Raw genomic sequence first — 22880 nt, forward strand, 5'->3', positions numbered from 1 at the left:
GCACACTATGCGTTTCACGAGCAGGGTTCGGTGGCTTGCCATGTGAGACTTCGCCGTTTGCCAGCCGCCGTCAGGACTGCGGCGCCACCGAGGCCAACGGGTTACACGCCGGCGCGGGGTTGCGGTGTCGTCGAGCGCCGATGGTTACGCTCGTAGGGCCATGACGAGACGTTGCGTGCTGCCGGTGCTGTTGTTCGTTCTGCTACTCGGTTCGACGGGTTGCTCGTTCTTCTCCAGTCCAGGCCCGCAAGACGCGTTCCACGCTTTCGCCGAGGCACTTCAGCGCAAGGACCCCGGGGCCGCCGCGAGCACCGACGATCCGAACGCCGCCACCACCGCGATCAATTCGATGTTCGACGGCATGGGCAAGGATGCGACGGTGAAGGTCGACGTCGGCAAGTCCGGCGATGACGACAACTCGGCCAAACTGAGCTACTCGTGGTCGCTCGGCCCCGACAAGACCTTGCAGTACGACGCGACGGCGACGGCCACGCAGTCCGGCGACGACTGGCACGTGCACTGGTCCCCCACAGTGCTACATCCGAAGCTGCAGTCCGGCATGACCTTTCAGTACAGCGACGACAAGAACTTCCTGACGCCGGTCACCGACCGCGACGGGCAGCCACTGCTGACCTGGCAGAACGTCGGCGTCATCACGCTGACGCGGGATCACCTCGAATCCGCCGCCCCGCTCGCGGCTGTCCTGCAGCCATTCGACGGCACCACCACCGCCGAGTCGATCACCGCTCAGTTCAACGGAACACAGGACGACACCGTCACCGTGATCAAACTCCGCGACCAGGATCTCGCCCAAGTGTCCGATCAGTTGAAGCAGTTCCCCGGCGTCTCGGTGGTGGAGCAGGGCGCACTGCTCACCGCGAACCGGGATTTGTCCTCGCCTGCGCTCGACGGACTTTCTGCGTTGTGGCAGAAGGCGATCGACGCTGCCGCGGGCTGGTCGGTGGATCTGGTCGACGCCCAGGGCAAGCCGACCGAGGTGTTGACCTCGACGCCGCCGCGCGACACCGCGCCGGTTCGCACCACGCTCGACACCCGATTGCAGTTGCTCGCGCAGCAGGCCGTATCGACCGAACCGCGGCCCGCAGTGCTGGTGGCCATCTCCCCCTCGACGGGCGGCATCCTCGCCGCGGCGCAGAACGCCGCTGCCAATGCCCAGGGACCCATTGCCTTCTCCGGCGCATACCCTCCCGGATCGACGTTCAAGACCATCACCACCGCAGCGGCCATGCAGGCCGGATTGGCGACACCCGACACTCCGGAGGCCTGCCCGGGCAAGGTCACCATCGAGAACCGGACCATCCCGAACGAGGATGAGTTCGACCTGGGCACCGTGCCGCTGTCGACGGCCTTCTCGCACTCTTGCAACACGACGATGGCTGCGCTGGCGGACAAGCTTCCTGCCGACGCACTGCCAAACATGGCGCGGCTGTTCGGAATTGGCGTCGACTACGTCATCCCCGGCCTCACCACCATCACCGGGAACGTGCCCAACGCCGACACCCCCGCGCAGAAGGTCGAGAGCGGGATCGGCCAGGGCGCCGTCACGGTCAGCCCGTTCGGCCTGGCCGTCGCCGAGGCCAGCCTGGGCCACGGTTCGACCATCGACCCGACCCTCGTTGTCGGTGAGCCCACGACCGCCAACACCCCCTCGGCACCGATTCCACCGGCGATCGCGGACAACCTGCGGGCGATGATGGCGCAAACGGTCTCCGACGGCACTGCTACTGCGCTGAAGGACATTCCAGGGCTCGGCGGCAAGACGGGCACCGCCGAATTCGGCGACAACACCCATTCCCACGGCTGGTTCGCAGGCATCGTCGGCGACATCGCCTTTGCGACCCTGGTGGTCGGCGGCGATACCTCTGCCCCGGCGATCGCCGTATCGGGCGACTTCCTCAGACCGGCTTTGATCCCGGCCTGAAGCGCTAGGCGGCAAACTTCTACGGGCGCGCTGGTCAGCACGACGGATCGCGACACCGCGGCTGCGGCGAAGGCACCGCAAACCCACGGGCGAAACTGCTCGCCCAATGGGTTGTTGTGGGTCAACTGGCAGCCACGGATTCATCCCGACAGAGCGGTTGAAACCGCCGTCCAGACGGGTTACGGTTTGCGCGTCTTGGATCTTGCCGGGGTCGAGCACCGGCGATCACTCAGTGTTACTACGAGGAATCGAGCAGTCGTGGTGGAATCGTCGGCTAATGACGGTGAAGGACCAGTAATTGTCGGGCTGTCCGATGCGGCGATGCACATGTACGCGGCCGCCATCGACTCCCTGCCCGACCCGGATGACCCCGAGTTTCCTTACCGCGCAGGCGTGATTCTCGCCGGCCTTCGCAAGCTGGGGAAGTCGATGTCCGACGCAGCCGTCCGGAGCCGGGTCACCCCGTCGGTCATCGTCGCGTTGAGTGGCGTCCGGAATCGCTACGACGAACTGATGGAACGCGCCGCGAACGGACCAGGGGCCACCCTGGGTCAGCGGCTCTACGTCGCGCGTCTGCACGCCAAGCTCACCACCAAGGAAGCCGCCAACGGCGTGGGCTTGCGACGGGACATCATCGAAGCCCTCGAGGCCGAAGAGCCTGCCACCGAAGAAGAGACCGCGAAGATCAAGGACCTCATCGCCGCGCTCGGAGGCTAACCCCTACATCGCCCAGACTTGCCCGGCGCCTCCACAATCTGGGGCAAGTCTGGCAAACACGTGGCGCTCGCGCTTCCACCGCTAGTCGATGCGGATGAAGTACGTACCGTCCTCGTCGCGCTCGATCTGCCGATCCCATGTGTTCAGCCACACGGGGGTGTCGCTGCGGGTACCGAGATAAGCGTTTCGGATCGCGCCGCCCGGTTGAAGTTGGACGCTCCACTCGTCGCCCGTCGCCTGGATGCTGACGAGCTCCTCGCCGTCGGCTCGGCGGATGGACAGCGTGTGGCCGTTGAGTTCCTGCTCCGATAACTCGGCGTCGTCTTCTGCCAAGTCATCATCGAGCAGTTCTTCGAGTTCGGTGTCTAGGTCGGGCTCGTCGTCATGCACGGCGCCACTGTACCGAGCCCGCAAGGCGTCGACGGCCCTCGAGTTCGATGTCTCAGCACGGTCCTAGGATTGATTCATGACGGACCCAATCGACTTTGATGCGATGAATCGTGAAGTGATCCGCGAGTTCCGCGAGACAGGCGGTACGGCCGGTGGCGTGTTCACGGGCAAGCCGCTGGTGCTCGTGCATCACGTCGGCGCGAAATCCGGCCGCGAGCGCACCGCCCCGCTCGTCCCTCTCCTAGAGGATGGTCGGATCTACGTCTTCGCGAGCAAGGGCGGTGCCGACACCAATCCGCACTGGTACCTCAATCTGGTGGCGCATCCGCAGCTCACGGTTGAATTGGGCACCGAGACGTTTGCCGCCACCGCTCGCGTGCTCGACGGAGCCGAACGCGATGAGATCTACGCTAAGCAGAGCGCCGTCGAGCCGCAGTTCGCCGACTATCAGCGGCGCACGGAACGGCGCATTCCCGTGATCGAGTTGGTGCGGCAAGGCGAGTGACCGCCTGCCATGCTTCCTCGCCGATCTTTTGAACCGGCGTTAGCCACGCCGACCTGGCCTACGCTTTCTGACCCGTCAGGGCGAGCGCTCCCCCCAACCCGATCATCATCGCTCCGCCAGTCGCGCGCGTTCTGGCGAGTCGCCTAGGCGAAGAACCGAACCACGTCCGCGCTGCGTCCGCCACCAGCGCCCACGCGCTGTCGCACATGAACGCAATGAGGGTGAACACGATCCCCAGCACCACCATCTGCACGGCCAGACCGCCGGCATGGAAGTCGACGAACTGAGGCAGCACCGCCACGAAGAACACGATCGTCTTGGGGTTCGTCACCCCGACGACGAACCCTTGCCGAAGAGTCACCAACGCTGACACCGAATCTCGGCCGTTGCCCGGGTCCATCCCCATGTCGTCACGTCGATGGCGAATGGCCTGGACGCCCAAGTAGACCAGGTACGCCGCGCCCACCAGTTTGATGGCGGTGAACACGAGAATCGACTCGGCGACGAGCGTCCCAACGCCCAGCGCAACGGCGGCGATCAGCACCAGACCTCCGAGCTCGTTGCCGAGCACCGTCATCAGACCTCCGCGGCGACCAACGGCCAGAGCCCGCCCGACCACGAAGAGCACGCTCGGCCCAGGGATCACGACGATGATCAGCGACGCGAGCGCGAAAGCGGCCAGAGCTTCGATCGAAGGCATTGCTCGAACATAGTGGGACGAACGTCGGTCTTGGAATGGGCAGCTCCGGGTCACTCAGCTGTCTGATCACCTCGGCGAGCTCGACTCTTCCCGGTTGGTCAGTCGACGCACCCGCGCACGTCCGCTGAGCGGCGCCGATATTTCCCTACGCAAGCGACAGTTCTGTTCTGAGTTTTCTTCGCGCCAGGTCCAGTAGGGGCTCCAGGCCCTCTGGCTCGATGCCCAGTTGCCTGCACATCTCCTCGTCGGGCACACCGGCGTCGGCGAGCCTGAGCGCGAGGGCATGCGCATCGGGCAATCGCGAAAGGGCAGCCTGGTACGCAGCGCGGTCGACGCTCACACTCATTGTTCCTCTCCGATGCGCTTGCACTCGGTAAGAGTCCACCGCGACCGGTGGATCCGATCGCGGGACGAACTACCTGTCTTCCTGGCTGCCACACGGGTGACTACCTACCTGCTCGGTGTGACGCCGGATTACGCCTCATCAGCGAACTAGGTAGTGCTGATCCGGCACGCCGAAAAACTAGGTAGTTCAGCCCGGAATCCGAGATCGATGTTCGGCGGCACGATTTCGACATCGCCGCGTTGGCAGGCTTCGATCGAAAGGACACTTCCATGGGACGTCACTGCACCGAGGGTTCGCTCGCCGCAATGGGCAGCGCCAAGGCTGTCGGCCGGGTCGGGGTGCTGGCCGTCGCGCTGGGCATCGGCACAGGGCTGGCCACCATGACGGGTACACCCGTCGCGCGCGCTGATTCCGCACTCGACAACCTACGACCAAACATCAGCGTGTCGGCCGGTGGAAACACCGTGATCCACAGCGGTTCGGCGACGGCCACCACATCCGGCAAGCAATCGCTGGCCATCGCCGTTGGCAAGAACAGTTCAGCCACCGCGACCGGCGCGCACTCAGGGGCCGTCGTCATCGGCAACGGGAGTACGGCGACCGCGACGGGCGGCGACGGCAACACCGCCATCGTGATCGGCAAGCGCAGCACTGCTGCAGCGCAAGACGGCAACAACAACAAGGCCACCGTGTTCGGCAACGACAACACGGCGTACGCAGGGTCCGGCAACAGCAACAAGGTGTCGATCGTCGGCAACGGGAACGTCGCCAGCGCCAGGGGCGGCAGCTTCAACACCGTCGTCGTGCGCGGCACCCAGAACATTGGCCAGGCGGGATGTTTCACGGTGACAAGCGATACCTGCGCGAACAACAGCGACCACAACACCGCCACCGTCGCCGGATACGGCAGCGAGGCCGACGCGGGCGGCAGCCAGGCTGGCCCCGACGACTTTCCGGGCTCCCACAACCGGGCCACCGCTCGCGGTGAGGGCGCCTACGCGGCTGCCGCTCTCGGCGACGGCAACACCGCGACCGCACGAGGCAATGGCACCGTGGCGTCGGCCACCGACGGCGATCGCAACACTGCCAGCGCCAAGGGCGAAGACAGCTACGCGATAGCGGGCCTAGGCAACGACAACACCGCCACGGTGAATGGCAAGGAGAGCTCCGCCACGGCAGGCTGCGCCTTCGGAAGTTATTGCGGCAGTGGCAACACCGCAATCGTCACCGGCGACGGCAGCGAAGCCTACGCGGGCCGCGGGGAGGCGAACACCGCCACGGTCACCGGCGACATGAGTAGTGCGAGTGCCGGCTGCCTCCTCGGGTGCGCTTCCGGCAGCGACGCCAACACCGCCACCGTGAACGGGGATCGCAGCGACGCGACGGCCGGACCGGACGACGGCGACCACGACAACGTCGTCGTCATCAACGGCGACGACCAGAGCGAGACGAGGCCGTAACCCTTTGTGACGCCGGAGCACCATCCCGGTTCGTCAGGCGACGTCGCGAGTCAGGTCATCCGCGCGAGCGCGCACCACATGAGCCGACTTCGGCCGCAGCGTCACCAACCCGCCGGAACGCACGATCCCGATCGGTCCGATTGCCGAAAAACGCGCAGTTCTCAAGGTGCGCATCGCCATCCGCGCCTTCGCCTGCCGGTATCCGAGGTGCGCTCCGGCCGCGGTGGGAATGAACATCGCGGCCAGTCCCGGAATGGTGGCCGCAAGGAGCGCCACAAGGGAGGCGGCGACGAGTCCGCCGTAAGTCTCCAGAAAGGCGCTTACGCCATCCGACCCGGCGTTGTCGGGCCCGACCGGAGCGACCGTGGACGCCGAGGGCAGGTGACCGAGCGCTGCCGTCAGATCGAGCGCTGCCGTCAGATCGATGGGGGATGCCGTGATCGGCGGTGGCGTCGGCGTGCCCACGGCGACCGGCGCTGCCGCATCAGGCGTGCCGGATGGGGTCTCGATGATCTGCAGCAGTTGTGCAACTGTCTCGCCCCCGCCAGGCCTTGGCGTGGTGGCGACGCCCGCTCCCCCGACCCACTGTGTGGCGCTGGTGCCCAACTGCGATATGAAACGCGCCGGAAGCTGGACTAGGTGCGCGACGGCGTCAATCGGGGCCGCAAGTTCTGGAATCACGGTAACGACGGCGTCGGTCGCCAAACTCTGCACGGTGGTGACGGTGGTGGTCGCCGCCGCGATCGAGGCCGGGACGACTTGGCCACCGGTTGATGCCACTGCCTTGGTCAACGGCTCGGTGACCCGGCGAACCACCGAGATGAGGGGCGGTGCCGCGATGGTCGGAGTCGGCTGCGCGCCAGTAGCGGCCTGCTGTTGGCGCCGACTGCTCGGCAGGGTCGCGGTGCGGTCTAGACGCGTAGCACCAACGATGCTGCGCGTAAGCGCGGCGCCAGCAGACCGGATCGAGTCCGTCGGACCGGTACGCGACGGAGCACTCTTGGGCTGCCCCACCCCAAGCTTGGTGGACACGTCGTGAAGCGTTCGCCGCTTCTCGGTGGCGTGAGCACTGGGTTCGTTACCGGCGCCGTGGCGTCCGCCCGCCGCGCTGGAGTTGCTGGCGCCGGAGTCTGGATTCGCGTGCACCATTGGGGCGCCGCCGATCATCACGCCTGCGGCAAGCAGGCCAGCACCAATGGCAATGCGCCAAGGCGACGTCGTCACCTGTCCTCCTGAACCACGCGAGGCCGCGGCACACGGCCCGCGTGGCCCGGCAATTGTGGCACGACTCGCGCGGGTGAGTTTGCTAGTTGCAGATATCAGTAGCCGCGCCCGACCGGTGCGGCCTCGTCATTTCCCGCGCTGGGATCAAACGGTGCACTTCGCCAGTCACGCCATCGGACCTCGGTAGCGCTTCATATGAACCATTCGGCGGCCGGCGCCCCGCCGTTACGCCCGCGCCGTCCGCGCCGTGATTGACAGATCGAGGTGTAGTCGTAGTAGGTGTCGATGGTGAGCCCTCGGGTCAAGTGCGGGTGCTCGGCGAAGAACAGTTCGGTTTGCTTCTTGATCTCAGAGGAGACGACGTGAAGAAACGGCAGCTCATCAATCACCCCGACGACGTGGTGTCCGAGGCGCTGGAAGGCATGGAGCTGTGCTTCGGAGACCTCATCGAGTACGTGCCGCGCTACGGCCTTGTTCGACGTCGCACGCCCGCGCGCGACAAGGTCGGCGTCATCTCCGGGGGTGGTTCAGGACACGAACCGCTACACGCCGGGTTCGTCGGGACGGGCATGCTCGACGTCGCGGTCGCAGGCGCGGTATTCGCCAGCCCCACTGCCCTGCAGGTACAAGAGGGGACGTTGGCCGCCGACAGTGGTCGCGGCGTGGTGCAGATCGTCAAGAACTACACCGGGGACGTCTTGAACTTCACCATCGCCGGCGAGTTGGCGGGCGACAGTTCGGTGGAGACCGAAATCGTGCTCGTCGACGACGATCTCGCGACCGACACCGATGACGGTGGTCCGGGTCGGCGCGGCACCGCCGCGGTGGTGGCCGTCGAGAAAATCGTTGGCGCCCTTGCCGAAAAGGGCGGGTCCCTACAACAAGTCGCCGAGATCGGCCGACGTGTTGCCCGGACGTCGCGCACGATGAGCCTGGCCCTGGAGGCCGGCACCCATCCGGGACAGCATGAGCCAGCATTCGAATTGGCCAGCGACGAAGTCGAATTGGGCGTCGGCATCCACGGTGAACGCGGCACGGGCCGAGTACCATTCGCCAGCGCCGACGAGCTCGCTGAACAGCTGGTCGTTCCGCTGCTCGGCGACCTCGGCTTGAGCCGCGGGGCCTCGGTGCTGGCCATCGTCAACGGGCTCGGAACGACCTACCCACTCGAGCTCGCCGTCGCCGCCCGCGGGATGCATCGGCTATTGACCTCCCGCGGCATCAGCGTCGCCCGCACCCTCGTCGGGTCGTATGTGACCTCACTGGACATGCACGGCTTCTCCATTACCTTGACCCCCGCCGACGCCGACCTGCTCCCGCTCTGGGACGCCCCCGTCCGTACCCCCGCCCTGACTTGGTAAGGAACGCACGATGACCGCAACTGTGAACACCTTGCCCGCGACTTTCGGCCCGCTCTGGGTTAACGCCATGCTGGCGACGGTCCTCGGCACCGCTGAACATGACGGCGCCGCAGGAACTCTCGGTGAGTTCGACCGCCGTTCCGGGGACGGCGACTTCGGTACCAACCTCACGTCGGCCTTCAATCGGGTGCGTGACGAGATCGAGGAAACGTCCCCGGACACCTATTCGTCGTGGCTCACCGCCGTGTCGCGTGGATTCCTCGGAACCGGTGGGACCAGCGGGCCGCTGTTCGGAATGTTCTTCCGCGACCTCGCCCGCTGCGCCAACGCCGCCACGCCCACCTTGTCCGAACTCAGTGACGGCCTCAGCGCCGCATTGGCGACGGTGCAGCGCTACGGCAAGGCCGAGGTCGGCCACAAGACGATGGTGGACGCGCTCGCCCCGGCTGCCCGGGCCCTTGCCGATCAGGCCGCCGCCGGCGCCGACCCGGCCGAGGCACTCGACGCTGCGGCTGTGGCCGCCCAGAACGGTGCGATCAGCACTCGCGACATCATCGCGCGACGCGGCCGCGCCTCCTATGTCGGTGAAGTATCGCGCGGGGTGCTCGACCCGGGCGCGGTGGCCGCGGCGCTGATGGTCCGCTGCGCGGCCGGTGCCGCCCGAGGCAGCGACGACGGGGCAGACACCAGCTGGATACGGTGACGGCTGTGGGCGCCGGGAAGGCGCGCGGAAGGCCTACGGTCCGAGCAGGTCCGCGCGACCAGGCCCGCCGGTTGACCGGGTTCAGTAGGGCTTCTTGCCTTCGGGCATCACGAACTCCGAGACCGACGCGGAGACACCGTTGATCGTCGTACCGCCGTTGATGATGCCCGGAGCCATGGGCAGCATGGTCTGCGGGAACCCGAGCGTCGGTGCGGTGATCGCGTCGAGCCGGCCCAATTCCTCGGCCGTGAGATTCACGTCGAGGGCGCGGATGTTGTCCTCGAACTGCGAGAGCCGACGCGCTCCGATGATGATCGACGTCACGCCAGGCTTCGCGTGGAGCCAGGCCAGCGCCACGCTGGCGACCGAGGTACCGTGCGCTTTGGCGATGATCTCGAGTTCGTCGACGACGTCGTAGGTCTTCTCGTCCACGGTCATGATCGCGCCGCGATCACCCTTGTGTTGGCCGGCGTTGCTTCGGGTGTACTTGCCGCTGAGCGCGCCGCCGCTGAGCGGTGACCATGGCGTGATCCCTAGGCCGAATTCGCCTGCCATGGGGACCAATTCCTGTTCGACGGTCCGTTGGAGCAGCGAGTACTCGATCTGCAGCCCGATGAACGACGACCAGCCGCGGAAACGCGCGATGAGATTTGCTTCGACGATCTTCCACGCCGGGGTGTCCGACACGCCCAGGTAGCGCACCTTGCCGGCACGAACGAGGTCGTCGAGTGCGGCCATCGTCTCCTCGATGGGCGTGTTCGCGTCCCAGATGTGCAGCCAGTACAGGTCGATATAGTCGGTTTGCAGGCGCCGCAGCGAGTTCTCGCAGGCATTGACGATCGCCTTGCGGCCCGAACCGCCGCCGTTGGGATCACCCTGATACAGGTTGCCGCTGAACTTGGTGGCGATCGTCAAGCGGTCGCGGCGGGCGGCGTGGCGACCTATGTGGTCGCCGATGATCTTCTCGGAGTGACTGGCCGTGTAGAAGTTGGCGGTGTCGATGAAGTTGCCGCCGAGGTCGACGAACCGGTCGATGATCTGTTGGGACTCCTCGACACTTGAACCCCAGCCGAGGTCTTCGCCGAACGTCATCGCCCCGAGACACAGTGGGCTGACGCGCAATCCAGATCGTCCGAGTGTCACGTAGTGATCCAAGGGCATGGCTAGCCTCCTTCTGATAGATTGTTCACTTACGCGTTGGTTTACATCTGTACTAGTTTAATTCTGAACTACCCGAGGTTGTGCTGTCAATGCCACGAGCCGATGCGGCCAAGATCTGGTCACTGAACTACCGCTTGCTGCTGTCGGTGATCTCCTCCGTCGAGGCTGACATCACCGCGTTGGGACTCGACTCCAAGGAACTGTTCCTGCTCGCCGAGGTCGACGAGCATCCCTACCCCGCCGAATTGGCAGTCACGCTATGCATGCCCAAGGCGACGGTGACGGTCTACCTCAAACGGCTCGAGGCCGCCGGATTCGTGCGCCGCGAAATCGACCCTGCCGATCTCCGGCGCCATCGCCTCCTGCTCACCACTGCCGGACGTCGAGCCACCACGGACGGCCTCGCGTTGCTATCGGAAGCGTTCGATGGGCGACTCGGGCGGCTCACCACTGCACAACGCAAGGAATTCAAGAACCTGCTCGAACGAATCGTCTAGCGCAGCAGTGTTTTAGCTGGCTGCTCGCCCCGTTCCGTCAGGCCGTCAATTTCGCCGCGGATGCCACGATCCAGGCCAGCTCCTTGTGGAAGATGTCGCTGTGCGCCCCAGAGGGCGGATCGCCGTCCTTGACCACCGCAGACGAATCGATGTTGAGGATCGCAGCCTTGGCGAAGGGATAGTTGGTACCGACCTGATCGATGAACTCGGTCGGAGCGTTGTACGCGCCGAGCGAGCCGATCGCGCGCCATCGAAACAGCGGGTCGTCGATTCCGGCGCTGTCATCACCCGAAGCCGCCGACGCGAGTGGGTAACTCAGGCTCAGCGCCATGTCGTGACTGGAGAAGCACACGGTGAATGGTCCGTCGACGCGCTCAAGCTGACCTGCCAGTGCGCCATTCGGGGGAACGGGATTCCACGGAAGTTTGTCGGTGAATGCGAATCGGGAGAACGCTCCTTCGAGCAGGGTGACCGACTTGACCGGCGACGGGTCGCGGGTAGGCAAGCCGGCCAATGCGAAGGAGACGACGCGGGCGCCGAAGCTGTGCCCCACCAGGTGGATTCGCAACGTCGGAAATTCGGTGGCGATCCGTCCGATCAGCGGGCCGACTCCGTGCTGCCCGACCACGCCTGCGCGGTTCTTCATCTGCCAGTACGACAATCCGCGCAGCGCTGCCTTGGCGCCCTGCCAGAGCTTCCCGAGCTGGTCGCCCAGGCCCGCGCCGCCACCTCCGCCGCCGCTGACGTCGACCCCCGATGCGATCAGCGCGTTGGCGTAGGCGCCGAAGACCTCGTTGGCGGTCTTACCTTTTTGGAGCATTCCCGGCCGTTTGGACTCGGGTGCCTCACCGTCGGTGGACTCGACGGTCACCGCGTCGTTGAACTTCTTCATGGCGGCGAACATCTTGTCGGCGCGGTCCTGGTTGGGGTCGGCGGCGAGCAGCGAGGCGATCTCGTCGAGCTCGCCCTTGCCTTGGGGGAACAGGGTTTTGAGGTCCTGCAGTTGCAGAGCGCTCAACGCTGGACCCTCCGCGCCCGCGGTGGCGGTGTCGTTGAGTCCGGCCGCTCCTGGCGCAGCGCCGCCCGGCGTCGGCTCGAAGTCGGGGATGGGTACGTCGCGCCACAGCTGAGACGGCCACCGAATGCCGACGAAGCCCACCTTGCGGTCGGAGCCGAGTTGGGCGTTGAGCAGGTCGCACCATTGCGCGTACAGCGCGGATGCCGCAGCTTCGTCGTTGTTCCACCCGTGGGAGAACATGACCAGATCGGTGACGTTGCTGACGCGCAACTGCTCGACGAGCTGCTGCTCACCGGCTGGGTCGACGTCGCCTTGCGCATCGAATGACAGTGCCCAGGGTCCGGAAACGGTAGGTGTGGTCATCGTCGTCCCTTTCTGTGGTTACGGCGTCTGCAGTGCGCGCATGAGGTCGACCAGTCCGGCACCCTGAAAGTTCGGGTCGCGGTTCAGCGAGGTGGCCGACGACGTGAAGATCTGCTTGACGTCGTCGGGCCTGCCCACGTATTCGCGCTGTACCGACAGGAACGCGGCGATGGCTCCCGAGACGTGCGGGGCGGACATGCTGGTGCCGCTGTCCTCGATGTACACCGCGGCGCCGTCGTAGCCGGGGAACTGGGCGCTTTGGATGCTCTTCAGGTTCTGTCCGCCGGCGGCAGAGGTGATGCGTTCGCCGGGTGCCACCAAGTCTGGCTTGGGGCGACCGTCGCCGGTCGGTCCGCGAGACGAGAAGTAGGAGATCCCGTTGGTGTGAGGCGAATCGCGGTGCGTGGAGCCCACGGTGATGGCCTTTTCGGCGTTGCCGGGATCGTTGATCGTGATGGCGGCGCTGAACTGGGTGACGTCCGATTGGCTCTCGTTGAGTGTGACGTAGCCGGAGTTGCCTGCAGCGACCACGACGACGACACCGGAGAGCACCAGTCGGTTCACCTCCAAGCACAGCGGGCTCTGTCCGCACCCGAACCAGTCGGCGAGGAAGCCGTATCCCAGCGAAAGGTTGACGCCGTGGATGCGGGCCAACTTCCCGCCCTCGGCATTCTTTTGGCGGACGTAGGCCAAGGCGGCCATCACGCGGGCGGTCCTCGCGGTGAGGTCGCCGAATTCGCTGAGCACCTTCAAGCTGACCAATTTGGTCAGGGGTGCAACACCGTTCAGTAGCTCGATGTCCACGTGGCGGGGTACAAGGATGGGGTCGTTGCTGCCGAGCGCGCCGTTGTTCTTTCGCTTCTGCACGGCAAGCGCGTGGCGGTTCTTGTCCTTCAGGTTCCAACGCCGCAGGCCACCGGCGATGATCCCGGCCACGTGGGTTCCGTGTCCGTCGTCGTCGATCAACGCCTGCGCCGGATCGTCACTGCCGGAGACGAAGTCGTGATGCAGATCGGCCACCGAGGGATCGTCGAGCGTGTGGTCGGCCGTGAAGTGTGGATGGGTCGCATCGATGCCCGAGTCGATGACCGCCCATACGATGCCTTCGCCGTAGGCGGCGAACGACCGCTGCGCAGGGATCGCCTTGACGGTGGTGGCAGAGGCATCGATCTGGCGGTGCACTTGGAAGTCCGGCCAGATGCGGAAGATGGCGCGCTTGGGCCAATCACCGCCCGCCGAGTCCGCGGTGGTGATGTTCTGCACCTGCTGGCTGGTCAGGTCCCCCGACAAATACTGCTCGGCTATGACGACGGGTTCGCCTGTACCCCCGACCAATGTCCACAGCTCCTGCACTCGCGCGATCGCACCGGCGACGCCGGTTGCTTGCGCCTGCCGCGACCCCACGCCGTACTGCAAGTTCAGCTCGATCATCACCGGCTCGGGTGGGTCGGGTTCGCCATTCGCGACGCCCAAAGTCAGCGTGTCGGGCGGCGGCGGCTTTACCTTGTCTTGCAGCGGCACAACGACGACGCCGGCCATCACGGGGCCCGCGGAGGTGACTCGTTCCGTGGTTGGCGTGGTGTCTACGGCGACCCGCTCGCCGAGGGCGCAGGCGGCCTCGGCTTCCTTGCGGCCCGTGGCGGTGGTCGCCACGACCTCTTGATCGGCTGACGGGGTGCCGGCACGGCCCTTGCGGCGGCGGAGCAACTTTCGCGTGATGAGTACGTCGGTGGCCTCGTCGACGCGCGTCTCCCAGGATGGCCGGGCGCCCTCATACAGCCGGTCCCCCGCAAGAAACGCGGATGCGAACTTCGCGCCGACCATCTCCTTGAGTCGGGTCGGCGTGGCGGGCTGCTCAACGTCCTCGAGGGCTTGCACCGCGCACAGCACGCGGGCCTGCCAGGAGTCCTCCGGGGAAGGTGGCGTCAGCTCTGACATCCCTCGTTCGTACCCGACGCGTTTGGATACGTATCGAGTACCGCAATACGCAAGTCTGGAACGGACTCGAGCTCACCTGTTCGCGCCCCCACGGTCCCTGGCGCCCGCCGACGTGTCCAGCCGCTCGATACGGCCGTCAGCCAGCCGGTTCGCGTTTCGAGTAGGTGCGTACTCGCGCGCGCTGGCCGTGGTACTCGCCATCATCGATTTCGTCGGCGGCGTCTTTCGGGGTTGTGCCAGTCGGCGACACGAGGGGAGCGGGCATGGCGCATCGGGGCCATCGCGGCTGGATGCGTCATGCCCGCGTCGCCGACATCGTGGCGCGAACGGCCTCGCCACACCAGCCCGGCGGCCTGCATGCACTTCGACTGAGGAGCAACCGATGAAGGACATCGTCATCCGTGTTGGCGGCACCGCCGCCGAGATCTGCGCAGAGCAGAACAGCAACGTAGTGAAGCTGCGCCCGCGCCAGGGCCGCGCCGCCGTCCCACCCTTTGCGCACCGTTCCCCGGTCGCGACGACGACCGACGTCGAGCAGCCGCCCGTGTGCGGAAGCTTCGAGTCGACCGAAATGATCTGGCTGAAAACGCCGCAACGGCTCCCGGCCGCGGCGTTGACCGTGGCGTTCGCGACGTCGGGGCGATCGATGATCGCCCACGCCGGCGGTAGCTACCTGTGGTTGGAGATCGCCTGGGAAGGCGATCGGCTCCGGGTCATCGGACCGGTGCAGCGCACCGATGACGCGACGACACCGCTGCTTTCCATCGCGCTGCTCTGGTTCGAGCGTTTCCTGCTCGCGAGCCCGCGACTCGCCACCGGCGAATACGGGATGACGCTGTCCGGGCCGGCATCGGAAGTCAGCTTCACCGCGTTGCGCGCACCGTCGGAGTGGTGCGTGGTGACGCCCGTCCGACTACAGTGCTGAACGCTCACACAGCGCGCCGATGCGACGGGGGATCCGGTGGAACGACACAGCAAGGCAGTGCGGCGGAGTTATCCACCACATCGCTTGGCGCGCTGCGAAACACGCCCGTGACCCCGGTCTTGGACTGGCTCGCTCGGCTCGCAGAACGCGTCGATCGCAGGGTCGGATGGTCGCGGCTGCCGATCGCCGTTGCGGTACCGGTGCTCATCGGCCTGCGCCGCCGGTTGCGCGAACTCAACCTGCACGACACGGGCCGCGGGTCCGCTGACCACCCCGACGCGGGCGAGACCGACACGGGTGACTGCCTGACACGTCGGACGCTTTCTGGTGAGTTCAACGATCTCGGCGATCCCCTGATGGGCTCGGTCGGCAGCCGGTTCGGGCGCAACGTGCCCGTCGCGCACACCGACCCCGAACCCGATGAAGAGATGCTCTCCCCCAGTCCCCGACTGGTCAGTGAACGCCTGCTCGCGCGCACCAAATTTCAGCCTGCCACCACCCTGAACCTGTTGGCCGCCGCCTGGATTCAGTTCGAGGTCCACGACTGGTTCAGTCACGGCGAGGTCGCCGACACCTGGGACATCGCCACGGACGCCGACGACGACTGGCCCCGGCACCCCATGCGGATCAAGAAGACCGCGCCGGATCCCAGCCCGTCGCCCGGCCCCCCGACCTACGTCACCGACGACACCCACTGGTGGGACGCCTCCCAGCTGTACGGCGGTACCAGGGAATACGCCCACCGCTTGCGGACCCGCGAGCACGGCAAGCTGCTCATCGACGACCTGGGCCTGCCACCGGTCGATCCCGACGCCGATCTCACCGGACCGGCAGGCAACTTCTGGGTTGGACTGGCCCTGCTGCATTCGCTGTTCCTGCGCGAACACAACGCCATCTGCGAGCGGCTCGCGGACGAGTACCCCACGCTGGACGATCAGCAGATCTACGACACCGCCCGGCTTATCAATGCCGCCGAGATCGCCAAGATCCACACCATCGACTGGACACCGGCCATCATCGCCCACCCCACCACCAAGTTCGCGATGCGCGCCAACTGGTTCGGGCTGCTGGGCGAGCGCTTCGAGCGCCGGTTCGGCCGGATCTCCGGAAGCGATCTGCTGCAAGGCATTCCCGGCTCAGACACTGACCACCATGGCGTGCCGTACTCGCTCACCGAGGAATTCGTCGCGGTGTACCGCATGCATCCGCTGATTCCCGACGACGTGGTGTTCCGCGCCGTGGCCGATGACCACCAGCTGGCCCAGTGGACGATGTCCAAGCTGCTGATCGACCAAGTGCGACAACGACTCTCCGAAACCCCCATGCAGGACTTGTTCTACTCGTTCGGACGGGCCCACCCCGGCGCACTCACCCTGCACAACTTCCCCAACAGCATGCGCGCGCTGCAACGCGTCGACGGGCCGCTCGACCTAGCCGCCGCGGACATCCTGCGGGTACGCGAGCGAGGCGTCCCGCGGTACAACGAATTCCGCCGGCTGTTCCGGCTGGCCCCGGCGACCACGTTCGAGGACGTGACCGGCGGTGATCGGGCACTGGCCGCGCAGCTGCGCGACGTCTACGGCGACGTGGAACGCGTCGACCTGATGGTCGGGCTCTACGCCGAACCGAAGCCGGAAGGATTCGGCTTCAGCGACACCGCCTTTCGGGTATTCATCCTCATGGCCTCGCGGCGGCTGAAGAGTGACCGCTTCCTGAGCCGGGACTTTCGCGCCGAGGTGTACACCCAAGTCGGCATGGACTGGGTGCGCGACGCCGACATGCGCTCGGTGCTGCTGCGCCACTTCCCAACGCTGGCACCGGCACTGGCCGGGGTAGCCAACCCGTTCGCCCCTTGGACGTCCACCGCGCCCGCCGACCGGAAGGCATCACGTTGAGCACCGATGACACCACGTACCTGACCTACACCGACGAGTTGGAGCGGCCCACCCCGGACGAGGCCGCCGTCATCGAAGAGATCGTGCGCACCCTGCACGGCAATAACGAATGGGCATTCAAGAAGTACCACCACGGCATTCGGGACGCGCACGCCAAGAGCCATGGCATCCTGCGCGGCGAACTCACCGTCTATCCAAACCTGCCGCCCGCGCTGCGCCAAGGCTTGTTCGCCACGCCCGCGACCTATCCCGCGATCGCCCGGCTGTCGTCCACTGCGGGCGCCATCCGCAGCGACCAACTGCGCGGCATCCACGGGCTGGGCGTCAAGCTGATCGGCATCGACGGTCCACGTTGCCTACCCGACGACAGCGCCAACACCCAGGACCTGCTGTTCGTGACGCACCGCGAATTCCCGTTCGCCGACGCCAAGGCGTACAAGCGCCGCGGCATGCCTTTGGCGTGGCTGCTGGCCCGACTGCCGGATTGGGGCCTTGGGGCGGCCGAAGACGTGCTCTCCGCGGTGGACAAGGTGATCGGCGTCGCCGGGCTGCACCTGCCGGAGGCAATCCAACTGTTCATCCGCCCGAACGAACACATCCTGGGCCAGACGTTCTTCACCTCGGCGGCACTGCGCTTCGGCAACCACGTCGCCAAGATGTGTGTGGCTCCGCTGTCTCCTTCGGTGACCGCGCTGACCGACGTGCTGCTGCCGCGCCGCTCCGGCCCGGACGCCTACCGCGACCAGGTCGTCGCGTTCTTCGCCACGCAGACCGCCGAATTCGAACTGCGGGCCCAACTGTGCACCACCATCGAGGAAATGCCCATCGAGGACGCCACCGTCGAGTGGCCGGAGGGTCGTTCGGCGTACCAGCCCATCGCGAAACTGACGTTCCCCGTGCAGAATCCGGCCACCCCGGAGCGGCAGGCGTTCGGTGACGACGTGTTGTCCTTCACGCCGTTTCGCGGGCTGGCCGCGCACCGCCCGCTGGGCTCGATCAACCGGCTCAAACAACGCACCTACGACGCATCCAGCGAATTCCGTCATCAGATGAACGGCGTGGCCCAACGCGAACCCGCGTCGATCGACGAGTTGCCTGCCTGAGGCCGCCGCGGCCCGGGAAAGGGCTAATTGCCCGCAAATTGACGCAGGCTCTTACACTCCACCCGTGGGCAGTGACTGGCAGTTGCTCGACCGCCCCGCCGAACACGAGGCGATCCGGACCGCGCTGCACGCAGACGGCCGCGGTGTGGTGGTGATCGGCGCCGCGGGTGTCGGCAAGACCACCCTGTCTCGGATGGTCACCGATTCGCTTGCCACACCGGTGCATTGGGCCGCGTGCACCGAGTCGTCGCAGAGCATCCCGCTGGGTGCGTTCGCCCAATGGGTGAGCCAGGACAGCGCTAGGGATCCCATCGCCATGCTGGCGTCGGCCAGGGAGGCACTGTTCGCCGACGGGGACGCCATCGTCGGCGTCGACGACGCGCACCTGCTGGACCAACTGTCGGCGACGTTGTTGCACCACATCGCCCTGGACGGGGTCGGCCGCATCGTGGCCACCGTGCGCAGCGGCGAGCCCATTCCGGACGCGGTGACCTCGCTATGGAAGGACGGCTACCTGCGCCGCCTGGAACTGCAGGCGCTGAACAAGCAGCAGAGCATCGCACTCGTCGAAACGGTGCTCGACGGCACGCTGGAGGAGCTCAGCGCCGACGCGCTGTGGGAGGCCTCCGGCGGCAACCCGCTGTTTCTGCGCTACACCGTGCAAGGCGTGCTGGAGGCCGGCCGGTTGAGCCCGGTGAACGGGGTGTGGCAGTTGCGCGGCGACGCCGCAGTGCATTCGGGGCTGGCCGGCCTGCTGGAAGGGCGACTCGACGCCGCCGGCGCCGAGACCGTCGCCCCGCTACGGCTGCTGGCGCTGTGCGAACCGCTGGACGTCGAGACCCTGATCGACTTGGTCGGTGACGACGCGCTCGATGCCGCCGAGGCGGCCGGACTGATCCGGATCGTGCACGACGGGCCCCGGCTCAACGCCCGGATCAGCCACCCGCTCTACGGCGACGTGGTGCGCAGACGCATCGGAACCGCCTCGGCCCGGCGACTGCGCGGCCAGCTCGCGGAGGCGCTGCAACGCCAGGAGCTCGACTCCCCCGCCAAGCGGATCCGGCTGGCTCAGTTGCAAGCCGACAGCGATCAGCCCGTCGACAGCAGGTTCATGGTCTCCGCAGCCAAGGACGCCGTCTTTCTGGCGAACCTGCCGCTCGGGGAACGCTTGGCACGCAAGGCATTCGAGCGCGACGGCGGAATACGCGCCGGCGAACTGCTGTCCCGGGCGCTGTTGTGGCAGGGCAGGCCCGCCGAGGCTGAAGAGATCCTGGCTCAGTTCGACCCGGACGACCTCGACGAGCTCGAGTTGGTGCAGTGGGGCATCCCCCGGCTGTCGACCCTGTTCTGGGCCATGGGCGACGTCGCACACGCCCACCGGCTGCTGCAGCTGCTGAACGAGCGTGTCAATCACCCTGCGCTGCGACTCATCGTCGATGCGACCTCCTCGGCGATGGCCGTGCACGAAGCGAACCTCGTCGGCGGGCTGGAGGCTGCGCAGGCGGTGCTGGCCGACCCCGACGCCCCTTCCCAGGCCGTCGACTTCGCCGCCTTCGCCGCAGGGCTAGTGATGGGCCCGGCCGGGCGCGGTGACGAGTTCGAACCGATCGGGGCCCGCTGCCGGGTCGATCAGAAACCCACCGATGGACTGATCCGGGCGATGATCCGCTACGGCGACGTGTTGTCGCTGGTGCATTCGGGCCAACTCGAAGCGGCGCAGCGCCGCGTTGCCGAGTACGCCGAATTCACCTCGACCGGTCAGTTCAGCGGCTGGGCCATCACCAAGATCGCCGAGGGGCTGGTCGCCGTGTACCGCGGCCAGTTCCCCGAAGCGATCCGGGCCATCGAGCAAGCGCTGGCGGCCTTGAACGCGGAAAGCTCGCTACCGTGGCGGCTGCCGGGTCGGCTGTTGCTGGCCCGGGCCTATGCCGCGCTCGGCCAGCCCGAGCAAGCGGCCCGCGTACTGGCCGACGCTCAGGAGCACACGGGGGCCCAGACCTTCATCCACCTGCCTGCCCAGTTGATCTCCGAATCATGGCTGATCGCCGCGCGCGGTGGTGGCCGCCCGGCCGCCGAGGCGGCCCGCAAGGCTGCCGCCGCTGCCCGCCGGGTCGGGCAGTATGCGCTGGAGGCCGAGGCACTGCATCACGCCGCCCGCTTCGGCGATCGCACGGTGGCCGCGAGGCTGGCCGAGCTAGCCAAGCAGGTCGCCGGGCCGGTCTTCGTGTTGCAGGCCGAACACGCCACGGCGGTCGCCGCCCACGACGCCGAAGCACTCGACGAGCTCAGTGTGCGGTTCGAGGACGCCGGGGTGCTGCTGTCGGCGGCCGACGCGGCCGCCCAGGCCGCGGTACTGCACGACGCAGGCCACCGCAGCCGCCGCGCGGCCGAATCCACCTCCCGGGCACGCCAACTGGCTACGGCGTGCGGTGATGCCACCACGCCCGCGTTGCGCTCGGCGGTCCGCCCGCTGCCGATCAGCGAGCGAGAACGTGAGATCGCCCTGTTGATCGCCGAGGGCCTGACCACCCGGGAGATCGCCGAGCGGCTCGTCGTCTCGGCGCGCACCGTGGAGGGCCACATCTACCGGGCCTGCATCAAGTTGGATGTCTCCGATCGCGACGAACTCGCCGCGATCGTCCGCGCGAATCGCTGAACAACTCGGCGGCGGCCCGAAGCCCTCAATGGCCGAACAGTTCCCGTTCGGCGCAGTGCAGATCGCGGGCGTCGAAGTACTTCTCCGTCCACGCGTCGGTGTTGTCGAGGAACCATCCAGCGGCCTCCGCTGTGGTCCGTTTGTCGGGGTGGCGGGCCAAGGCCGCCGGGGTGACGTCCGCCGCTCGGGCGAGCCGGTCGAGGAACTGGTAGTGGTCGACGAGCATCACGGCTTCGATCACGAACGCGGTCGCGACGTCCGCATCTCGGATGGCCCGCAGCTCGTTGCCGTCGGATTGCTCGCCGCCAAGCGTCATGTTCGACGACCCGCAGAACACCACGGGGTCGGGTCCGCGGAATCCGCAGACCACGAACTTGTGGTGAACCTCGTGTCCGACGGTCCGGGGCACGTGGCTGAACGGCTCGGCGATCAGCGCCTGTCCGGGCGCGGCGGTGGGCAGCGGCCCGGACCGGCTGTCCGCGGTGTACACGGCGACACTGCCGGGGGCGTCGGCGACGCCGAAGGTGAACACGTCGCACCCGGAGTGCACCGCGTTGAGTGCGTCGAAGACCTGATTCTCCCAGGCATCCTCGGAGTCCATTACCGCGAAGAACACCGAACCTCGTGGTGGAGCAAGCACTTTGGCCTCTTGCCTCACTCGGTCTACCACCCGGCACAGGGTCTGCTGGGCGACGTCGCGCCAGTGCGGGGAGAACGTGATCGACACATGCGGCTGGCCCTGCGCATCCCGGTCGAAGTCGAACACCTCGCTGCCCCAGCGCGATGCAGCGAAATCCGAGGCCTTCACTCCGCTGCGCCACGCATGGTCGAAGAGGCCGGCGTAGGTCAGAGCGATCCGGCGATCGTCGAAGACCAGCACGTGGTTGGCGTTGACGTACAGCCCGGTCACGGAGAAGTTCGTCGACCCGGTCAACACAGTCCGTGGGCCCGCCGCGTCCGAGACGACCATGACCTTGTCGTGCGCGGACCGGCCGAAGCGGCCGCGTTTGATTGCATCCACGCCGGCCCTGGCGGCGAACACCGCACTGAACCGGTCCTCCGGCGTGGGCTCGCCGAAGTCGTGGTGGTCTGGCGCGTCATCGAGGATGATGCGGGCCCGGCCGGCGCCACCGATGTGCAGCAGCGCCGCGCAGACGTCGGGTTCGTCGAGCTCGCAGGCGAGCACGTCGATCGTCAGCGTGGGGTCGTCACGGACTTCGTCGAGCAATTCCAGGACGCGTTGGCGCGCTGTGAATCCCAGCCATTCGTACTCTTGGGCGTAGGTGTAGCTGTGGCCGTGCCGGTCGGTCCCGGCGACCGCCGACGTGTCGTAGAGCAGTTCGTCGTCGTCGGGCCGGATTCCGATGGTGGTGCCGAAGTGCCGGACGAAGGCCTGCGACTGGACGTATCCGCGGGTGAATCCGAGCTTCACGGCACCAGTGGCGAAGGCGGCCACCTCGACGGTGACGGCGACGCTGGCCGCGGCGTCCAGCCGCTGAAGCGCGCCGCGTTCGGAGAGGTATCGGGGCGTGACCACGTAGGTGTAGGTGCCGAACGTCGGGGTGCCTCGCTGATAGACCAACCCGGGCACATGGACCCACCGGAACTGACAGATGGGGGCATTCACGCTGGCATAGGGGGACTCGGCGCTCAGCCGCGCGTGGCCCGGTGACGGGGCCAGCCGCAGGGTGTTGTCGACGTAATAGGGGGTCTGGCCCGGCGGGTGCACTTCGATGGTGAAACCGGCCAGCCGGTGCCTGGCGGATTCGGTGACCAGGTCAAAGGCCAACAGCGTCTTGGCGTCACCCGGGAAGGCGTTCACGGTGATGAGGTGATTGGTCGCCCGGGCGATCGGCATGGCTGACGAGTCCTAATCGGTAGTTGGGATTGGTGCCGGTCGTAGACCGGGGTCGTTCCTGGTGAGGGCTGCTGTCAGGTGACGTCTGCTGGGTCCCGACGCGAGACGTCTTGAGAAA

General features: G+C 66.8%; 20 protein-coding genes. 11 read left to right on the forward strand and 9 right to left on the reverse strand.

Features of this window, described 5'->3' with window-relative positions; all coding sequences use genetic code 11:
- The first annotated feature begins 160 nt into the window (after nucleotides 1-160).
- Both SLQ30_RS32035 and SLQ30_RS32040 read left to right on the forward strand, forming a co-directional pair.
- Nucleotides 161-1942, forward strand: a complete 1782-nt coding sequence (locus SLQ30_RS32035) for a penicillin-binding transpeptidase domain-containing protein (RefSeq protein WP_319451103.1) — start codon at nucleotides 161-163, stop codon at nucleotides 1940-1942.
- 327 nt (nucleotides 1943-2269) lie between these two features.
- Nucleotides 2270-2659 carry a hypothetical protein gene (locus SLQ30_RS32040; RefSeq protein ID WP_319451121.1) on the forward strand — a complete coding sequence of 130 codons (390 nt, stop codon included), beginning with the start codon at nucleotides 2270-2272 and terminating at the stop codon, nucleotides 2657-2659.
- Between the two features lie 81 nt (nucleotides 2660-2740).
- On the opposite strand, the gene SLQ30_RS32045 is transcribed toward SLQ30_RS32040, so the two are convergent.
- Nucleotides 2741-3049: a hypothetical protein gene (locus SLQ30_RS32045; RefSeq protein WP_319451104.1), complete on the reverse strand. Its 309-nt coding sequence runs from the start codon at nucleotides 3047-3049 to the stop codon at nucleotides 2741-2743.
- A gap of 76 nt (nucleotides 3050-3125) precedes the next feature.
- Here SLQ30_RS32045 and SLQ30_RS32050 point away from each other — a divergent pair, with 76 nt between their 5' ends.
- Entirely contained in the window at nucleotides 3126-3554 is a 429-nt protein-coding gene (locus SLQ30_RS32050; RefSeq protein ID WP_319451105.1) for a nitroreductase/quinone reductase family protein, read from the forward strand.
- A gap of 58 nt (nucleotides 3555-3612) precedes the next feature.
- Here SLQ30_RS32050 and SLQ30_RS32055 read toward each other — a convergent pair whose 3' ends face one another.
- Both SLQ30_RS32055 and SLQ30_RS32060 read right to left on the reverse strand, forming a co-directional pair.
- Entirely contained in the window at nucleotides 3613-4254 is a 642-nt protein-coding gene (locus tag SLQ30_RS32055) for a LysE family translocator (RefSeq protein WP_319451106.1), read from the reverse strand.
- Between the two features lie 145 nt (nucleotides 4255-4399).
- Nucleotides 4400-4600 (reverse strand): hypothetical protein, encoded by a 201-nt coding sequence (locus SLQ30_RS32060; RefSeq protein WP_319451107.1) that lies wholly within the window; start codon nucleotides 4598-4600, stop codon nucleotides 4400-4402.
- A gap of 269 nt (nucleotides 4601-4869) precedes the next feature.
- On the opposite strand from SLQ30_RS32060, the gene SLQ30_RS32065 reads away from it, so the two are divergent.
- On the forward strand, nucleotides 4870-6060 hold the full coding sequence (locus SLQ30_RS32065) for a hypothetical protein (protein ID WP_319451108.1): 1191 nt from the start codon (nucleotides 4870-4872) through the stop codon (nucleotides 6058-6060).
- Nucleotides 6061-6093: 33 nt separating this feature from the next.
- On the opposite strand, the gene SLQ30_RS32070 is transcribed toward SLQ30_RS32065, so the two are convergent.
- Together SLQ30_RS32070 and SLQ30_RS32075 are read right to left on the reverse strand one after the other, a co-directional pair.
- Nucleotides 6094-7284, reverse strand: coding sequence for a hypothetical protein (locus tag SLQ30_RS32070; RefSeq protein ID WP_319451109.1), 1191 nt, complete (start codon nucleotides 7282-7284; stop codon nucleotides 6094-6096).
- A gap of 191 nt (nucleotides 7285-7475) precedes the next feature.
- The gene (locus tag SLQ30_RS32075; protein WP_319451110.1) at nucleotides 7476-7673 is read right to left on the reverse strand and encodes a hypothetical protein; all 198 of its coding nucleotides are present in this window, start codon (nucleotides 7671-7673) and stop codon (nucleotides 7476-7478) included.
- On the opposite strand from SLQ30_RS32075, the gene SLQ30_RS32080 reads away from it, so the two are divergent.
- Both SLQ30_RS32080 and dhaL read left to right on the forward strand, forming a co-directional pair.
- Complete coding sequence (locus SLQ30_RS32080) at nucleotides 7647-8645, forward strand: dihydroxyacetone kinase subunit DhaK (protein WP_319451111.1); 999 nt, start codon at nucleotides 7647-7649, stop codon at nucleotides 8643-8645. The two genes, SLQ30_RS32075 and SLQ30_RS32080, sit on opposite strands and share 27 nt — an antisense overlap.
- A gap of 10 nt (nucleotides 8646-8655) precedes the next feature.
- Nucleotides 8656-9348, forward strand: a complete 693-nt coding sequence (gene dhaL, locus SLQ30_RS32085; RefSeq protein ID WP_319451112.1) for a dihydroxyacetone kinase subunit DhaL — start codon at nucleotides 8656-8658, stop codon at nucleotides 9346-9348.
- 81 nt (nucleotides 9349-9429) lie between these two features.
- Here the strand turns inward: dhaL and SLQ30_RS32090 are convergent, their stop codons facing one another.
- Nucleotides 9430-10509 (reverse strand): aldo/keto reductase, encoded by a 1080-nt coding sequence (locus SLQ30_RS32090; protein WP_319451113.1) that lies wholly within the window; start codon nucleotides 10507-10509, stop codon nucleotides 9430-9432.
- A gap of 89 nt (nucleotides 10510-10598) precedes the next feature.
- On the opposite strand from SLQ30_RS32090, the gene SLQ30_RS32095 reads away from it, so the two are divergent.
- Complete coding sequence (locus tag SLQ30_RS32095) at nucleotides 10599-11006, forward strand: MarR family winged helix-turn-helix transcriptional regulator (RefSeq protein WP_319451114.1); 408 nt, start codon at nucleotides 10599-10601, stop codon at nucleotides 11004-11006.
- A 37-nt stretch (nucleotides 11007-11043) separates the two neighbouring features.
- On the opposite strand, the gene SLQ30_RS32100 is transcribed toward SLQ30_RS32095, so the two are convergent.
- Nucleotides 11044-12387 carry a serine-threonine protein kinase gene (locus SLQ30_RS32100; protein WP_319451115.1) on the reverse strand — a complete coding sequence of 448 codons (1344 nt, stop codon included), beginning with the start codon at nucleotides 12385-12387 and terminating at the stop codon, nucleotides 11044-11046.
- Nucleotides 12388-12405: 18 nt separating this feature from the next.
- Entirely contained in the window at nucleotides 12406-14325 is a 1920-nt protein-coding gene (locus tag SLQ30_RS32105; RefSeq protein ID WP_319451116.1) for a S8 family peptidase, read from the reverse strand.
- A 382-nt stretch (nucleotides 14326-14707) separates the two neighbouring features.
- Here SLQ30_RS32105 and SLQ30_RS32110 point away from each other — a divergent pair, with 382 nt between their 5' ends.
- The 4 genes from SLQ30_RS32110 to SLQ30_RS32125 all read left to right on the forward strand — a co-directional run bounded on the left by SLQ30_RS32110 (nucleotide 14708) and on the right by SLQ30_RS32125 (nucleotide 20904).
- On the forward strand, nucleotides 14708-15250 hold the full coding sequence (locus SLQ30_RS32110) for a hypothetical protein (protein ID WP_319451117.1): 543 nt from the start codon (nucleotides 14708-14710) through the stop codon (nucleotides 15248-15250).
- A 176-nt stretch (nucleotides 15251-15426) separates the two neighbouring features.
- On the forward strand, nucleotides 15427-17145 hold the full coding sequence (locus tag SLQ30_RS32115) for a peroxidase family protein (RefSeq protein WP_319451122.1): 1719 nt from the start codon (nucleotides 15427-15429) through the stop codon (nucleotides 17143-17145).
- Nucleotides 17142-18248: a catalase family protein gene (locus tag SLQ30_RS32120; RefSeq protein ID WP_319451118.1), complete on the forward strand. Its 1107-nt coding sequence runs from the start codon at nucleotides 17142-17144 to the stop codon at nucleotides 18246-18248. Before SLQ30_RS32115 ends, SLQ30_RS32120 begins: the two co-directional genes overlap by 4 nt.
- A gap of 64 nt (nucleotides 18249-18312) precedes the next feature.
- The gene (locus SLQ30_RS32125) at nucleotides 18313-20904 is read left to right on the forward strand and encodes a LuxR C-terminal-related transcriptional regulator (RefSeq protein WP_319451119.1); all 2592 of its coding nucleotides are present in this window, start codon (nucleotides 18313-18315) and stop codon (nucleotides 20902-20904) included.
- A 25-nt stretch (nucleotides 20905-20929) separates the two neighbouring features.
- Here the strand turns inward: SLQ30_RS32125 and SLQ30_RS32130 are convergent, their stop codons facing one another.
- Nucleotides 20930-22762, reverse strand: a complete 1833-nt coding sequence (locus SLQ30_RS32130; RefSeq protein WP_319451120.1) for a phospholipase D-like domain-containing protein — start codon at nucleotides 22760-22762, stop codon at nucleotides 20930-20932.
- Nucleotides 22763-22880: the final 118 nt, after the last annotated feature.

Origin of the sequence: Mycobacterium sp. RTGN4 (assembly GCF_033804635.1) — a bacterium.
GTDB lineage: Bacteria > Actinomycetota > Actinomycetes > Mycobacteriales > Mycobacteriaceae > Mycobacterium.

Bases quoted from the DNA above. Each gene is read 5' to 3' on its own strand.
- SLQ30_RS32095 (WP_319451114.1), top strand. From the start codon at position 10,599: ATGCCACGAGCCGATGCGGCCAAGATCTGGTCACTGAACTACCGCTTG.
- SLQ30_RS32100 (WP_319451115.1), bottom strand. From the start codon at position 12,387: ATGACCACACCTACCGTTTCCGGACCCTGGGCACTGTCATTCGATGCG.
- SLQ30_RS32130 (WP_319451120.1), bottom strand. From the start codon at position 22,762: ATGCCGATCGCCCGGGCGACCAATCACCTCATCACCGTGAACGCCTTC.
- SLQ30_RS32055 (WP_319451106.1), bottom strand. From the start codon at position 4,254: ATGCCTTCGATCGAAGCTCTGGCCGCTTTCGCGCTCGCGTCGCTGATC.
- SLQ30_RS32040 (WP_319451121.1), top strand. From the start codon at position 2,270: ATGTACGCGGCCGCCATCGACTCCCTGCCCGACCCGGATGACCCCGAG.
- SLQ30_RS32090 (WP_319451113.1), bottom strand. From the start codon at position 10,509: ATGCCCTTGGATCACTACGTGACACTCGGACGATCTGGATTGCGCGTC.
- dhaL (WP_319451112.1), top strand. From the start codon at position 8,656: ATGACCGCAACTGTGAACACCTTGCCCGCGACTTTCGGCCCGCTCTGG.
- SLQ30_RS32110 (WP_319451117.1), top strand. From the start codon at position 14,708: ATGAAGGACATCGTCATCCGTGTTGGCGGCACCGCCGCCGAGATCTGC.
- SLQ30_RS32065 (WP_319451108.1), top strand. From the start codon at position 4,870: ATGGGACGTCACTGCACCGAGGGTTCGCTCGCCGCAATGGGCAGCGCC.
- SLQ30_RS32060 (WP_319451107.1), bottom strand. From the start codon at position 4,600: ATGAGTGTGAGCGTCGACCGCGCTGCGTACCAGGCTGCCCTTTCGCGA.
- SLQ30_RS32050 (WP_319451105.1), top strand. From the start codon at position 3,126: ATGACGGACCCAATCGACTTTGATGCGATGAATCGTGAAGTGATCCGC.
- SLQ30_RS32105 (WP_319451116.1), bottom strand. From the start codon at position 14,325: ATGTCAGAGCTGACGCCACCTTCCCCGGAGGACTCCTGGCAGGCCCGC.
- SLQ30_RS32035 (WP_319451103.1), top strand. From the start codon at position 161: ATGACGAGACGTTGCGTGCTGCCGGTGCTGTTGTTCGTTCTGCTACTC.